Below are 14,450 nucleotides of genomic sequence, written 5' to 3'. Positions count from 1 at the left end.
GTTGAGGAAGGAAGTAACATCATGAAATCACAAAAAGGAGTTACCGTTGTATTTCAACCAGAAGGTCGTAAAGCTGTTGTGAACCGTGGCATTTCGTTATTAGAGGCCGCTCGTAAAGCAGGAGTGCCAATTACAACTAGATGCGGAGGCAAAGCAGGCTGCCTGATGTGCAAGGTTACAGTCGCGAAGGAAGAGGCTTCTGCAGTAAGGCCTCCCGGAGATATTGAGCGGCGTAAGCTTGGATCGGCCTTAGAAGAAGGAACGCGTCTGGCCTGTCAGGCTGCCGTATGGAGCGACGTAACCGTTCAGGTGCCGGAAGATCCACTGAAGGCTGCGGTGCGCCGTAAGCTTGAAGCAGCGCGGCGTGGGGAAGAAGATGAACTGTGGTAGCGTAAGAATGTCACCGTGGGAGGGACTCGGTTGGAGTTTATAGGATATAAAATGAAACTGAAGGCAGGGGCCAAGCTTTTGCTAGGGATGGTATCGCTCGCGCTTACGCTTTCGGGTTGTCTATACCCAGGTGATGAGAAGCGGGCTAGTGTTAATTATCGGGAAAGTGTTAAACGGATACAAGCAGCCGTTGATGATTATCAACAGGAGGAAGAGGTACTGCCCATTCTTAATGCGGATGAAACTACTCCAAGGTATGAGAAGTTTCGTATTGACCTGGGGAAGTTGAATAATAAGGGATATTTGGATGATATACCGGCTACCGCTTTTGAGCAGGGTGGAAGTGCTTATTTTCTTATTTTGAATGAGGAAATTGATCCTGTGGTGAAGGTGATGGACCTTGTTACGGTTCAAAAGGTGAATGACGTGCAACGACAGGTTAACCGCTATAAATCAGCTCATGGCGGCAACCTCCCTGTGCTTGATGAGCTATACCCCGGATTGTATACCATTGATCATAAGCAGGCGGGTACAAGCTCTATAACCTTAACTAGCGTCTATTCCGGTCAAGTTCTTGACTTTATCATGGATAAGGATGGAACTGTCTACGTAGATTATGTTTTTGATATCATGGCTGCCGTCGATAAGAAGGGTGGAGAGCACGACAAGAATCAGGACTTGCGACTGGATCTGGAGGAAGCTTCATATTACGTTCCCGTAAAGTCTTTGCCGTATCTATGGATTAATAATCAGCCGATCCCACAGCCTCCAAGTTAGAGTTATAGTTTAAAAGCGTCTAAGCTTCGGTTTTATCCGGGGCATTAGGCGTTTTTTGTTTATAACCTTTTAATCTCAGCATCCACTAAAAATAGTTCTATCAACGAATCCTACCTCATAAGATGGATGAGTAAGCTTCCGGGCGTCAGACGCCTTGCGGCGCGCAGACTTAACTTTTTTTGAAATTACATTGTGAAATGCGCGAATATGGGTCATAAATTCGTTCCGGATACATATGATGATACTAGTCCAAATGCATGTCCGAGCATTCGGAGTTTAGCGCGGGGCAAGTACGTCCCGGTCGAAAGCAGCTAGGCTTCGGGCGGGCATACGATAAGTCCGGTTGATGTCCTGCAAGGGTCAGATTACCGGCGGAACGCGAAGTCGATGCTCTTCAGGCATTTTTTCTTCGGAGTAATATGAGGAGGGGATCTCTTTTGGAAAAAGTGGATATTTTCAAGGACATTGCCGAGCGTACCGGCGGAGACATTTATCTTGGCGTCGTCGGCGCGGTTCGCACGGGGAAATCGACATTTATCAAGCGCTTCATGGAAACCATTGTCCTGCCAAACATCACGAATGAGGCTGATCGAGTAAGAGCTGTGGATGAGCTTCCGCAAAGCGCAGCAGGCAAAACGATTATGACGACAGAACCGAAGTTTGTGCCAAACAACGCAGTCCAAATCAAGGTTGCGGAAGGGCTTGAGGTTAATGTTCGTCTGGTAGACTGTGTGGGTTACGCTGTAGAGGGTGCAAAAGGTTACGAGGATGAAAATGGACCACGAATGATCTCTACACCTTGGTTTGAAGAGCCTATTCCTTTTCAGGAAGCGGCAGAAATCGGGACACGTAAGGTTATTCAGGAGCATTCAACGCTAGGTGTAGTGGTAACAACAGATGGTACGATTGCAGAAATTCCGCGGAACTCGTACGTGGACTCTGAAGAGCGCGTCATTGCAGAGCTGAAGGAAGTGGGTAAGCCGTTTGTGCTTGTCATTAACTCCACCCGGCCACGCAGTGAGGAAGCGCAGCAGCTCCGTAACGAGCTAGCCATCAAATACGATATCCCAGTTATGACGCTAAGCGCCGCAAACATGAGCGAAGATGACGTAACGGGTGTGCTGCGGGAAGTGCTTTATGAATTCCCAGTGCATGAAGTAAATGTAAATCTGCCAAGCTGGGTTATGGTGCTTGGAGAAAACCACTGGCTGCGTAGTAGTTATGAGAACTCCGTTCGCGATACTGTAAAAGACATTCGCCGCCTGCGGGATGTTGACCGCCTCGTATCTCAGTTCACCGAATATGACTTTATTGATAAAGCTGGCCTAAGTGGTATGAACATGGGTCAGGGTGTAGCAGAGATCGACCTGTATGCTCCAGAAGAGCTGTACGATCAAGTTCTGATGGAAGTGGTGGGGGTTGAGATCCGCGGTAAGGATCATCTGCTCCAGCTTATGCAGGAGTTCTCACATGCGAAACGAGAATACGACCGATTCTCAGAAGCTTTGGAAATGGTCAAGACTACTGGCTATGGTATCGCGGCTCCATCTTTAGCCGAAATGGCACTCGACGAGCCAGAACTGATTCGTCAGGGCTCTCGCTTCGGGGTTCGCTTAAAGGCTACGGCACCATCCATTCATATGATTCGGGTGGATGTGGAGTCTGAATTCTCGCCAATCATCGGAACGGAAAAGCAAAGCGAAGAGCTGGTTCGTTATCTGATGCAGGACTTTGAGAATGATCCTATTAAGATTTGGGAATCCGATATTTTTGGCCGCTCCCTACACTCCATTGTAAGAGAAGGAATTCAAGGCAAGATAGCTATGATGCCGGATAATGCGCGCTACAAACTGCAAGAAACGCTTGGCCGCATTATAAATGAGGGTTCCGGCGGACTTATTGCAATTATTCTCTAAGCTGAATATAAATAAATTCAAAGAGTGGGAGAAATCCTGCTCTTTTTATTTGTATATATCCTAAAACTTGATACCTAGTTCCTATAATAACGGTGAATCTGACTCAATTATTCTGATGAAATAAAGACCTTAACTGCTCCTATAGGTCTAACAAATTAGATCGAATTTAGATAAATATGCAAGTATAGATGATAATTTCTGCTCCTTTTTTGAGTAACAGCTTGAATTTATGGATGGGCTGTATTACTATAAGTTTGTTGCGCTTCAAGGTCTAAGGGCGCCAAAGTTAAGTTTTAAACGGGATTATCACGTATATTTTACGTTGAAACGGAAACAGTGTATGATACCGGAGAATTTACTCAGGGAGGTGAGAAAACATGAATAAATCAGATTTGATCAATGTAGTTACAGAAGCAACTGAACTTCCCAAGAAGGATGCTACTAAAGCTGTAGATGCGGTTTTCGAAGCAATTACAGAAGCACTGCAAAGCGGTGATAAAGTACAACTGGTTGGATTCGGAAACTTTGAAGTGCGTGAGCGTTCTGCACGTAAAGGCCGTAACCCGCAAACTGGTGAAGAAATCGAAATTCCTGCAAGCAAGGTACCGGCATTCAAACCCGGTAAGGCGCTGAAAGACGGAATCAAATAAAGATTTCTACATACCTATCCCATAGTCTTTTTAAGAACAACTATGCCGCCCTCCAAGGCGGCATTTGTTTTTTGAAATACTATGAACTGTATAATAGGTTTAGAGGAGGATGAGTGATGATGGATAAAAATACGGGTACTACTCCGCTTCCAACGGGCAGCGACTATATTGTGGTTAAGGCTAAAGATAATGGCGTTCAGGTCATTGGGTTAACCAGAGGTACAGATACACGTTTTCATCATACAGAGAAGCTGGATAAGGGCGAGGTATTGATTGCCCAGTTTACTGATCATACCTCAGCGATGAAGATCCGCGGTAAGGCTGAAATATGGACAAAGCACGGACAATTGGAAAGTGAAAGCTGAAAAGCAGGCATAGCCTGCTTTTTTTCAAAATATAGTAAAGATAAATGATCGTATTCCGCTAAGAGTGGGAATTATGGATAAGGGGGGCGTGTTCATGAACAAGGCCTGGTGGGTTGGAGCCGTATTACTCTTGACTGCAACCTCTGCTGTAATATTGCCCAAAGTGGCAGATATGGATTCAACCTTACAGCAGCGAAATGGTGCAGTGGAGACTTTTACTGGCGGCTATAACACGGTGCTAGACAACGATAATCTTGTTGATGTTCTTGGCGCACTTCCATTGACCTTATCCATTGATAGCGTAGACTGGGAGGATCACGTTCTGTCTCTGGATTTAAAAGTGAGCGGAAATGATCATGAACCCCAGGAGCTTTATCGAAATATGGCACAGACTATTTCTTTTGCTTTTCAAGAAACCTCGAATGTGGATCAGCTCCTGCTGCGCATCGTGGTCATGGATAAATGGCTGGATAGCCGCCGGCTGCTGCTAGCAGGGGATATCAGACGCGCGGAGTGGTCCGTTGAACTCCAGAATGAACTTCAGTCTGCGGGTAATTTCCCCATTTCCGAGCGTCTCAAGACGGGCTTCCGTATTAGTGAGACTGAGCTCTGGAAGAAGCAGTTCATTTATCCTTGAGAAGAATAAAAGAAACTCAGTTGTGTCACAGTGCGTGACAAAAAAACATGTGATATAATAGACAAGATTGTGAACAAAGGAATTAATATAAATGTCAATGGCTTCGGAGGCTGAAATGAAACCGTACTGCATACCGCAACTGGCAAAACCCTACACCGACTACGACATGATTCAGAAGCATACGGATTTGCCGCCGTTTTCTGATGGCCGGGGTCATTTGTTATATATTTTTCTAAACCATGGATCTTCTGTAAAAGGAAGTACTGGTGAGTTGTATACGCTCGTAACCGCACTTATTCAACTTGGACTAGATACACATGAGGTAATTGACCGCTCGAATGATAGACGCGGTGGAGATCCTATGCGTTCCCGTCAATTAAAGGTATTGGCTGGCGATTATTTTAGTAGCTGGTTTTACCATCTGCTTGCAAAGAGTGATCAGATTGAGATGGTTGGAATCTTGAGTAAGGCGATTGCTGATTTCAATGTCTTGAAAGCGAACCTCTATGTGAAGATGAGAGGAATCCGTCTTTCGGCTGAACAATACTTGCGGCACATGGTACAGCTCAATATGCGGCTGTTCCTTTCTTTTACGCCCATGATCGAGAATTCCTTAGTGGAATTGTGGGAGAAGTTATTGACAGAGTTCAGTCAGTGCGAAACGGTTGCCATTGAGCTTCAGCGTTGTGATAACCTTGAGAATGCAAGCAATGGTTATTGCTACTGGAAGATGCTGGAGTCAGCGACAGAGGAAGAACGCAAACAGCTTCAAGACCAGAACCTTGATCAGAAGGACTGGAAGATGCTGAAGATGAAATATAAATGTGATTCTCTGCTGACGGACATGCTCCATCAGTCGATTCAGTCGATTCAGGGACTATTACAAAGCGTTAAAGACGAAAGCCTGCTTAGAGAGCTTGAGATAGCGCTGGATCGTATTCTCCTGCAGATGAAAGTCTCAGGACAAGCAGCCGTGGAGGGTTAGTGGATGACTATGGACAAAACTACAACTGCTGTGGGTGATAACAGCAAACCGAAGGAACAGTTTGTGCACTCGGTGTTTGAGAGTATTGCAGGTAAATATGATTTGATGAATGACATCTTAAGTTTTCGCCGGCATAAGGCTTGGCGTAAGTTCACGATGAAGAAGATGGGCATGAAGCGCGGGGATTCAGCTGTAGACTTATGCTGCGGCACTTGCGATTGGAGCATTGCCTTGGCCGAAGCCTCACAGACAGGGAATGTGATAGGGCTCGACTTCAGTGCAGGCATGCTTGAAGTGGGGCACCGTAAGGTGGAGGAGCGCAAGTTTCAGAACCGGATCTCTCTCGTACAGGGCAACGCTATGGAGTTGCCTTTTGAAGACAACGCATTTGATTATGCAACGATTGGTTTTGGACTCCGCAACGTACCGGATCTTGTTCAAGTGCTGAACGAGATGAAACGAGTGGTGAAGCCCGGAGGAATGGTGGTCTGCCTGGAGCTTTCCAAGCCGATGAAACAACCGTTTAAAGGTATCTATTTCTTTTATTTTCAGCGTGTTCTTCCATTGCTGGGCAAGTTATTCGCTAAAAGGTATGAGCAATACAAATGGCTGCCAGAATCGCTGGCGCTGTTCCCTGACCGGGAGCAATTAGCTGCTATTTTCCGTGAAACCGGACTGCAAAAAGTGGAATCCTTCCCCTTGACCGGAGGCATCGCGGCATTACATATTGGGCTCAAGGAGAACGGGAATGTTTAAGAAAATCGGTATCTTTTTACAAATGATCAAGTTTGAACATACGGTATTTGCTTTACCTTTTGCTTTTATGGGCGCTTTACTTGGTTCCGTTGTCATGTTTGGCACGCTACCTACCTGGAGCCAGATTGGTTGGATCGTAGTGGCTATGTTTGGGGCACGGAGCGCTGCTATGGGGCTGAATCGACTGATTGACCGGATAAGTGATGCTAAGAATCCACGCACAGCGGGAAGAGCTATTCCTGCAGGATTATTGAAGATCGGTGAAGTCGTCATTTTTATCGGCATTTCGTTTTTCTTACTCTTTTGGGCAGCCTTTAAGCTGAATCCTTTGTCGGCCAAGCTCTTGCCAATCGCAGTTTTCCTTCTTGTCATTTATTCATTTACTAAGCGGTTTACATGGGCCTGCCATCTTATCCTCGGTCTGACCATTGCGCTTGCACCTTTAGGCGGTTGGGTAGCTGTAACTGGTAGTGTGAATTGGACTTCAATGGTATTTTATTTCACTATTGTGTTTTGGACTGCAGGTTTTGATGTAATTTATTCTTGTCAGGATGTTGAGTTTGATCTAAAAGAGGGCTTGAAGTCCATTCCGGTTCGGTTCGGGGTTCAAGGTGCACTCTTTATTGCCCGCGTATTTCACATTCTCACGGCGATTGGATTCGTATCGTTGCTGTTTATGACGGATTTAAGCTGGTGGTATGTAGCAGGCATGATCATCGCATATATCATTCTCTTTTATGAGCACTACATTGTATCTCCGAGTGACCTGAGCCGTCTGCAGACTGCTTTTTTCACTATGAACGGCGTATTGAGCATCGTGGTGTTCTCTTTCACTTTGATTGACTTGGTGGTGCAGTTCTACTAATGACGCTTACTAAACCGAAAAACATCGTGGTTGGAATTACAGGAGCAAGCGGTGCGATATATGGTGTTCGTCTAACTGAAACCTTGCTGTCACTAGGCTACTCCGTGCATTTGGTAGTTAGTAATGCGGGCTGGCGCGTATTTAAAGAAGAACTTGGCTATATCGCATCAGACCGGGAGGGCTTTTTGAACGAAAGGTTCAAAGGCTATCCCGGTTCTCTGCTTTATCATCCTGTTGCGGATATCGGCGCATCCATTGCAAGTGGTTCGTTTCGTGTGGAAGGGATGATTATTATGCCTTGCTCTATGGGAACATTATCCGCGGTAGCGAATGGGACCTCTGATAATCTGATGACACGTGCTGCTGACGTTATGCTCAAGGAAGGCCGCCCACTGGTGCTTGTACCTCGTGAGACTCCATTGCATGCTATTCATCTAGAAAATATGTTGAAGCTGTCCCGTCTGGGAGTTCGGATGATTCCCGCAATGCCGGCTTTTTATTTTGGGCCGCAAAGTATGGATGATCTGATTAATTTCATGGTGGGCAAAGTGCTTGACAGCTTTAATATTGAACACAATTTATTTCGAAGATGGGGGGATTGAAAGGATGGACAATAACAGCCACACCATCATCGGCAAAATCAGCTATACCAACTCATGGCCGGTATTTCACAATTTTCATCCCTCTGCATTGAAATATTCTGCAGAGATGGTGAGTGAGGTACCTGCCATTCTTAATCAGGGGATGAGCCGTGGAACTATTCATGTAGGTGCTTTATCCTCTTTTGCTTATGCTGAGGCCAGTGACAAATTATTACTTCTACCTGATTTATCGGTTAGCGCGGACGGTCCTGTGAGATCAATATTCCTTTTTTCCAGGGTGCCATTTGCTCAGATTGGCAGCGGTAAGATCGCTGTTACGAATACTTCTGCAACCTCGGTAAATTTGCTGAAAATTTTAATGGAAAAAGCTTTTGGCAATAAACCGGAGTATATTAGCGCTAATCCTGATTTGGATGACATGATGCATGAAGCGGATGCCTGTTTATTAATTGGTGATAATGCTATTAAGGCCTCATGGCAGGATCAAGGTTATATCGTTACTGATCTGGCTGAGGTTTGGAAGGAATGGACGGGCTTAGGGATGACCTTTGCGGTCTGGGCAGTGAATCGAAAGGCTGCGGAGGACAAACCGGAAGCTATTTCTGAGATTGCAGAGGCTTTTGCCGAGAGTAAAATGCGGGGATTGAGAGATTTAGATCCTATTGTACAAGCAGCTTGTTCTAACATTGGAGGAACAAAGTCTTATTGGGAAGGGTACTTCCGCAATTTATGTTATGATTTTGGAGAAAGGCAGCAGCAAGGTTTGAACCTCTATTTCCGCTATGCCTATGAGACGGGCCTGCTGCCGCAGGAAGTGAAGATGGAGATTTGGAGCCATAAACTGTTGACACGGGTGAAAGAATGAAACGACTGCAAATATTCGGATTACTGAACAGAGATATGGATCAGATTGAAAAAGAGCTGTACCGCAGTGTACAGGGGGATGACGATCTGCTTACAGAAACCTCCCTGCATTTATTAAAGGCAGGCGGCAAAAGATTACGTCCCGTATTTGTCCTAATGGGCGGGAAATTCGGTAAGTATGATCTGGAAAAACTGAAACGGGTGGCGATACCGTTAGAGTTGATCCATAGCGCTTCACTGGTCCATGATGATGTGATCGACGATGCAGAATTGCGCCGTGGTGAACTCACCGTGAAAGCAAAATGGGGCGATAAAATTGCCATGTACACTGGTGACTACATATATGCAAAAGCGCTGGTTATGACTACGGAGCTGAAGAATCCACGAATTCATCAAATTCTGTCTAAGGCGATGATCGAAATGTCGATCGGAGAGATGGAGCAGATTCGTGACTTTTTCAACAGTGAGCAAAGTGTACGTCATTATCTACGGCGTATCCGCCGCAAAACAGCCCTGCTGATTGCAGTTAGCTGCCAACTCGGCGCTCTTGCTGCTGAAGCAGATCCAGAAGTAGCTCGTTTGCTTTATAATTATGGATATAACGTGGGTATGGCGTTCCAGATTCGTGATGATTTACTGGATCTCTCAGGCACAGAGAAACAGATCGGTAAACCTCCGGGCAGTGATATGCGGCAAGGAAACATTACACTTCCAGTGATTTATAGTCTTGAGGATGAGCGACTGCGCGAGTCATTGCTTGAGGAACTGAAGTCTATACGTGAGGGACATAGCACGGTAGGACATGCGATTGATCTCATTCTTTCCGGAGACGGAATCGCCCGTTCTGAGGAGCTCGCTTCACGTTATATCGACAAGGCGCTGGCGGCGCTGGAACAATTGCCTAACAATAAGACTAAGCGCAATCTGCGCGATATTGCGTATTTTATAACAGGAAGAAGTTATTGATCTTCTGGTGAGATTGAAATTAAACGTTTCCAGAAAGCAATGTTTCTGTTAAGATAGCGTCAAAACAACCCTTCAAATGGGAAAATGGAGAGTGCTTCTATGGAAAAGACGTATCTGATGGTCAAGCCTGATGGAGTTCAACGTGGATTAATAGGGCGTATTGTTGCCCGCTTTGAGGATAAGGGGTTTAAATTGGTCGCTGCTAAACTGATTACAGTTAGTGAGGATCAAGCGAAAAGACATTATGCTGAGCATGCAGGCAAAGACTTTTTTTCAGAGCTGGTCTCTTTCATCACTTCAGGTCCAGTGTTTGCAATGGTATGGGAAGGCGATGATGTCGTAACTTTATCCCGGACACTCATAGGCAAAACAAAAGTTGGAGAAGCTCTGCCAGGCACGATTCGTGGCGACTTTGCCAGCCATACACCACTTAATTTAATTCATGGATCAGACTCGCCTGAAAGTGCAGAACGGGAAATTGCTAATTTCTTTGCTCCAGATGAACTGAATCAGTATAACAAAGACATCGCAGTCTGGATGTAAGGTCCAGGTGGGAGGCAGGGGATTAACATGTCTGATCGTAATGTTGCAGCATTAACAACAGATCCAGATTATAGCGGATTTATTCACAACGTTAAACAAAGCACCGGAATTGATCTGGCTCAATATAAAGAAGCGCAGATGAAGCGGCGTTTGACGACTCTTCGGATGAAGAATGGGTATCATACCTTCAGTGATTTTTTTGCAGCGATGATGAAAAATAAGGACTTATTTTATGAATTTTTAGATCGAATGACGATCAATGTCTCTGAGTTCTGGCGGAATCCGAATCGCTGGGAAGTTTTGCGGGATATTATCCTCCCTGACCTCCAGCAGTCGGGCCGCAAATTAAAGCTGTGGAGCGCGGCATGTTCTACAGGCGAAGAGCCTTACACGCTGGCTATGATTTTGTCGGACAAGAATATATTGGCGCAGACAGGTATTCTTGCCACTGACATTGATGATGGCGCTTTATCCAAAGCAAAGCAGGGTCTTTATTTGGAACGTTCTTTAAAGGATGTGCCGAAAGACGTGGCAGCACGTTATTTTACGCCGGAAGGCCCTGTCTTCAAGGTCAGCGATTCACTTAAGAAAAACATAGATTTCCGCAAACAAAATTTGCTCTTGGATAAGTTCGACGAAGGCTTCGATCTTATTATTTGTCGCAATGTAATGATCTATTTTACTGAAGAAGCGAAGAACAATCTCTATCATAAGTTTTCGGCTAGCTTACGTCCGGGTGGTTATTTGTTTGTGGGCAGCACAGAGCAAATCTTTACACCGGCTCAATATGGCTTTGAATCGACGGAAACTTTTTTCTATCGTAAAAAATAAATACTTTTTGCTCCTTCGCCATTAACTTCAAAGGTATACTTTCGCAAAAGTTCAGTGATACTGGATAGTAGAATCTGTACGCTAAGTGAAAGGAAAGTTAAACCGATGGACAAAAGCAAGGTCATTGCCGCGTACAAACGAGGCTTTATCACCGTTCGTGAGTGCGGGCAAATTCTCGGTGTGGAAGAAATGCAATTGGAGCGCCTTCTGCAGCTGGAAGAGCGTAAGTCTACATTCCCTCCACCAAGCCAGCGGCTCGGCAGCTAACAAGCTGAGGACCCAGCCGAGGAGCGCCATTCATACTCTTAAGGGTATGGATGGCGCTTTTTATTTCGGTATACATACAGTGTTTCTAGGGAGATCCCTTTCTTGTCAAAGCGGATTCCCTATACTATAATGAGCAAAGATCATAGGATTTTAGCGGTTTACAGTTTAAAAGTATAAAAGGGGGAAGACATCATGAGTTTACGCTATTTAACAGCGGGGGAAACGCACGGCCCCCAGCTAACGGCTATTATTGAGGGATTGCCAAGTAATTTAACTTTGGATTTTGAAGAGCTTAACTTTCAATTGCATCGTCGACAAAAGGGATACGGACGTGGACGCCGCATGCAGATTGAAAAAGATACGGCACAAATTGTAGGTGGAGTACGTCACGGCTATACTACGGGTGCTCCGGTAGCCTTGGTAGTAGAGAACAAGGATTGGACTCACTGGAAGAATATTATGAATATTGAACCTATTCCAGGCAGTGATGAAGAAAAACGCCGGGTAAATCGGCCGCGCCCTGGACATGCAGATTTGAATGGTGGATTGAAGTACAATCATACGGATCTTCGCAACGTTCTGGAGCGCTCCAGTGCCCGCGAAACCGCAGCCAGAGTTGCATGTGGCGCTGTAGCCAGACAGCTGCTGGCAGCTTTTGGTGTGAAAGTAGCAGGTCAAGTCATTCGCATTGGTGAAATTGAGGCACCTGCAAATGATCTGCCTATCGATGAGCTGATTGAACGGACAGAACAGTCTTCTGTCAGAGTTGTCGACAAAGAAACGGAACAGAAAATGGAGGCTTACATAGATCAGATCAAGGAAGAGGGCGACTCCATCGGTGGAATCGTTGAATGTATCGTCGAAGGACTGCCCATTGGACTTGGCAGCTATGTACAGTCAGACCGGAAGCTGGACGGTGCGATCGCTGGGGCAGTGATGTCGATTAATGCCTTCAAAGGCGTTGAAATCGGCATTGGGTTTGAAGCAGGTAAATTGCGTGGATCGCAAGTCCATGATGAAATTATGTATGAAGCTTCTAAAGGATACTATCGCGCAAGCAATCGTTTAGGCGGTTTTGAAGGCGGGATGACGAATGGCATGCCGGTAGTGGTTCGTGGTGTTATGAAGCCTATTCCTACCTTGTATAAGCCACTTCAAAGTGTAGATATCGATACGAAAGAACCTTTTACAGCTCAAGTAGAACGTTCGGATGCATGTGCGGTTCCAGCGGCATGTGTGGTTTTGGAAAGCGTAGTGGCATGGGAAGTTGCCAAAGCATTTCTTGATAAATTCGGCGGGGATTCTCTCGAAGAAATTAAAGCGAACTATGAAAACTATCTTGCACAATTGGAGAGTTATTAATCATGCGTACAATCAATGTAGATTTGGGAGATCGTTCTTATCCAATCCACATCGGTAGTGGTCTGCTGCAGAACATTGGCCAGTACTGTGCTGAGGCTGGACTGTCCACTCGCAGCCCGCTACTGGTTGTGAGTGATAGTGAAGTAGCTCCACGGTATTTACCGGCGCTTGAAGAAGCTTTACGTCAGCAAGGTTATACCGTAGTCAGCCATATTATGCCGGCAGGGGAAGCATCCAAATCATTAACCGTGTATGAAGAGGTTATGACGACCGCGATTCAAGCGGGACTGGATCGTAACTCAGCGGTGTTGGCTTTAGGTGGCGGGGTTGTTGGTGATTTAGCTGGTTTTGTAGCAGCTACCTACATGCGCGGAATAGGATTTCTACAAATTCCAACGACGATTCTAGCCCATGACAGCAGCGTAGGCGGCAAAGTGGCTGTCAATCATCCACTTGCCAAAAATATGGTTGGTGCGTTCTATCAACCTTCGCTGGTGCTTTACGATTTGGATACCCTTCGCACGCTTCCGCCGCGCCAAGTCTCTTCTGGCTTAGCTGAAGTAGTGAAGCATGGTCTGATTAGTGACAAAGAATTTGCATATTGGTGCCGTGAACATGCTGATGAGCTGCTTGCTTTGAATGCTGAAGCTCTCGGCTATGCCCTTGAGCGCGGTTGTGCGATCAAAGCTCATGTCGTGGCGAACGATGAACGTGAGCATGGACTTCGGGCGATCCTGAATTTAGGCCATACGATCGGCCATGCTATTGAAGCGGTTGGCGGATACGGTGTGTTTTTGCACGGTGAAGCGATTGCGATTGGTATGGCGGGTTCGGCGCTGCTGGCTGTAAAGCTTGGACGTGACCGATCCATCTATGAGGATACAGTATCTATGTTATCTGCACTTTCACTGCCTATACAGCTTCCTTCTGAATATGATGAAGAGGAGCTAATGGAAGCAATGATGCATGATAAGAAATTCAAAGAAGGCAGAATGACTTTTATTGTGCCTGATGCCATAGGAGTAGTTAGTATTGTAAACGATGTACAGGAATCGCTTGTGCGAGAGGTTCTGGCAGAGCTTAAAAAGGAGGGGAAACCGTGGTAAATCGAGGGATTCGCGGAGCAACTACCGTGATTAATAACGAAGAAACAGAGATTTTGCGTGAAACCGTTGTGCTGCTGCGGGAGATCGTTGAACGCAATAATGTTATAGCTGAGGATATTAGCAATGTATGGATTACGATGACCAATGATCTGGATGCTACTTTTCCGGCAAGAGCCATTCGTGAGATTGAGGGCTGGGAAATGGTGCCGCTTATGTGTTCAACCGAGATCCCGGTCAAAGGCAGCCTGCCGATGTGTATCCGGTTAATGGTGCAGTTTAATACGGATAAATCACAGCGTGAGATCCGCCATGTGTATCTGAATGAAGCTCAGAAGCTTCGTCCGGATTTGTCGCAGAGTAAGTCTTAAATTTGAGTTGTGGGTTGTCAATGACCCTTGTCATCATGTATAGTGTAATTAGCCGAGTATAGAAGAGTTTAGTTGAGTTGAGATGAGTATAGTTGAGCAGAGTGCAAGAAATTTTTGCGAATATAAGAAAGTATAAGCTTTGTTCTATACATTCTTATATTTCACGCATATACGCTTACCGTCCTTATAAGGATGCTGAA

At 45.6% G+C, this 14,450-nt stretch carries 18 protein-coding genes; all 18 read left to right on the top strand.

The window, feature by feature from the left end; all coding sequences use genetic code 11:
• Nucleotides 1-21 precede the first annotated feature (21 nt).
• The 18 genes from MHI51_RS21165 (at nucleotide 22) to aroH (ending at nucleotide 14,250) form a co-directional block, all read left to right on the top strand.
• Entirely contained in the window at nucleotides 22-390 is a 369-nt protein-coding gene (locus MHI51_RS21165; RefSeq protein WP_076218703.1) for a 2Fe-2S iron-sulfur cluster-binding protein, read from the top strand.
• Between the two features lie 30 nt (nucleotides 391-420).
• Nucleotides 421-1,167, top strand: a complete 747-nt coding sequence (locus tag MHI51_RS21160; protein WP_341003285.1) for a hypothetical protein — start codon at nucleotides 421-423, stop codon at nucleotides 1,165-1,167.
• 437 nt (nucleotides 1,168-1,604) lie between these two features.
• Entirely contained in the window at nucleotides 1,605-3,083 is a 1,479-nt protein-coding gene (gene spoIVA, locus MHI51_RS21155) for a stage IV sporulation protein A (RefSeq protein ID WP_036676222.1), read from the top strand.
• A gap of 377 nt (nucleotides 3,084-3,460) precedes the next feature.
• Nucleotides 3,461-3,733 carry an HU family DNA-binding protein gene (locus MHI51_RS21150; protein WP_036676223.1) on the top strand — a complete coding sequence of 91 codons (273 nt, stop codon included), beginning with the start codon at nucleotides 3,461-3,463 and terminating at the stop codon, nucleotides 3,731-3,733.
• Between the two features lie 116 nt (nucleotides 3,734-3,849).
• Complete coding sequence (gene mtrB / locus MHI51_RS21145) at nucleotides 3,850-4,098, top strand: trp RNA-binding attenuation protein MtrB (protein ID WP_051490908.1); 249 nt, start codon at nucleotides 3,850-3,852, stop codon at nucleotides 4,096-4,098.
• A 94-nt stretch (nucleotides 4,099-4,192) separates the two neighbouring features.
• On the top strand, nucleotides 4,193-4,735 hold the full coding sequence (locus MHI51_RS21140) for a hypothetical protein (protein WP_076276708.1): 543 nt from the start codon (nucleotides 4,193-4,195) through the stop codon (nucleotides 4,733-4,735).
• Nucleotides 4,736-4,826: 91 nt separating this feature from the next.
• Nucleotides 4,827-5,720, top strand: coding sequence for a heptaprenyl diphosphate synthase component 1 (locus MHI51_RS21135; protein ID WP_254857027.1), 894 nt, complete (start codon nucleotides 4,827-4,829; stop codon nucleotides 5,718-5,720).
• A 9-nt stretch (nucleotides 5,721-5,729) separates the two neighbouring features.
• Nucleotides 5,730-6,476: a demethylmenaquinone methyltransferase gene (locus MHI51_RS21130; RefSeq protein ID WP_405174069.1), complete on the top strand. Its 747-nt coding sequence runs from the start codon at nucleotides 5,730-5,732 to the stop codon at nucleotides 6,474-6,476.
• A complete protein-coding gene (locus MHI51_RS21125; protein WP_076127498.1) occupies nucleotides 6,469-7,341 on the top strand; it encodes a UbiA-like polyprenyltransferase in 873 nt (290 codons plus the stop codon). The genes MHI51_RS21130 and MHI51_RS21125 overlap by 8 nt, the downstream gene beginning before the upstream one ends.
• A complete protein-coding gene (locus MHI51_RS21120) occupies nucleotides 7,341-7,943 on the top strand; it encodes a UbiX family flavin prenyltransferase (RefSeq protein WP_036676229.1) in 603 nt (200 codons plus the stop codon). The genes MHI51_RS21125 and MHI51_RS21120 overlap by 1 nt, the downstream gene beginning before the upstream one ends.
• A gap of 4 nt (nucleotides 7,944-7,947) precedes the next feature.
• Complete coding sequence (locus MHI51_RS21115; protein WP_405173241.1) at nucleotides 7,948-8,808, top strand: menaquinone biosynthetic enzyme MqnA/MqnD family protein; 861 nt, start codon at nucleotides 7,948-7,950, stop codon at nucleotides 8,806-8,808.
• Complete coding sequence (locus MHI51_RS21110; protein ID WP_076127501.1) at nucleotides 8,805-9,773, top strand: polyprenyl synthetase family protein; 969 nt, start codon at nucleotides 8,805-8,807, stop codon at nucleotides 9,771-9,773. The genes MHI51_RS21115 and MHI51_RS21110 overlap by 4 nt, the downstream gene beginning before the upstream one ends.
• Before the next feature lie 99 nt (nucleotides 9,774-9,872).
• Nucleotides 9,873-10,316, top strand: a complete 444-nt coding sequence (gene ndk, locus MHI51_RS21105; protein WP_076127503.1) for a nucleoside-diphosphate kinase — start codon at nucleotides 9,873-9,875, stop codon at nucleotides 10,314-10,316.
• A 27-nt stretch (nucleotides 10,317-10,343) separates the two neighbouring features.
• Nucleotides 10,344-11,147, top strand: a complete 804-nt coding sequence (locus MHI51_RS21100; RefSeq protein WP_405173240.1) for a CheR family methyltransferase — start codon at nucleotides 10,344-10,346, stop codon at nucleotides 11,145-11,147.
• A gap of 105 nt (nucleotides 11,148-11,252) precedes the next feature.
• A complete protein-coding gene (locus MHI51_RS21095) occupies nucleotides 11,253-11,414 on the top strand; it encodes a hypothetical protein (protein WP_169744788.1) in 162 nt (53 codons plus the stop codon).
• Nucleotides 11,415-11,606: 192 nt separating this feature from the next.
• The gene (gene aroC / locus MHI51_RS21090) at nucleotides 11,607-12,776 is read left to right on the top strand and encodes a chorismate synthase (protein WP_076134686.1); all 1,170 of its coding nucleotides are present in this window, start codon (nucleotides 11,607-11,609) and stop codon (nucleotides 12,774-12,776) included.
• 2 nt (nucleotides 12,777-12,778) lie between these two features.
• Nucleotides 12,779-13,882, top strand: coding sequence for a 3-dehydroquinate synthase (gene aroB, locus MHI51_RS21085; protein WP_076276710.1), 1,104 nt, complete (start codon nucleotides 12,779-12,781; stop codon nucleotides 13,880-13,882).
• On the top strand, nucleotides 13,876-14,250 hold the full coding sequence (gene aroH / locus MHI51_RS21080; protein WP_076127508.1) for a chorismate mutase: 375 nt from the start codon (nucleotides 13,876-13,878) through the stop codon (nucleotides 14,248-14,250). Before aroB ends, aroH begins: the two co-directional genes overlap by 7 nt.
• Nucleotides 14,251-14,450 lie beyond the last annotated feature (200 nt).

It is taken from the genome of Paenibacillus sp. FSL H8-0260 (genome assembly GCF_045040625.1).
Lineage (GTDB): Bacteria > Bacillota > Bacilli > Paenibacillales > Paenibacillaceae > Paenibacillus_AQ > Paenibacillus_AQ odorifer.
The sequence above is the reverse complement of the archived record's forward strand: the minus strand, read 5'-3'. Positions and strand labels throughout refer to the sequence as shown.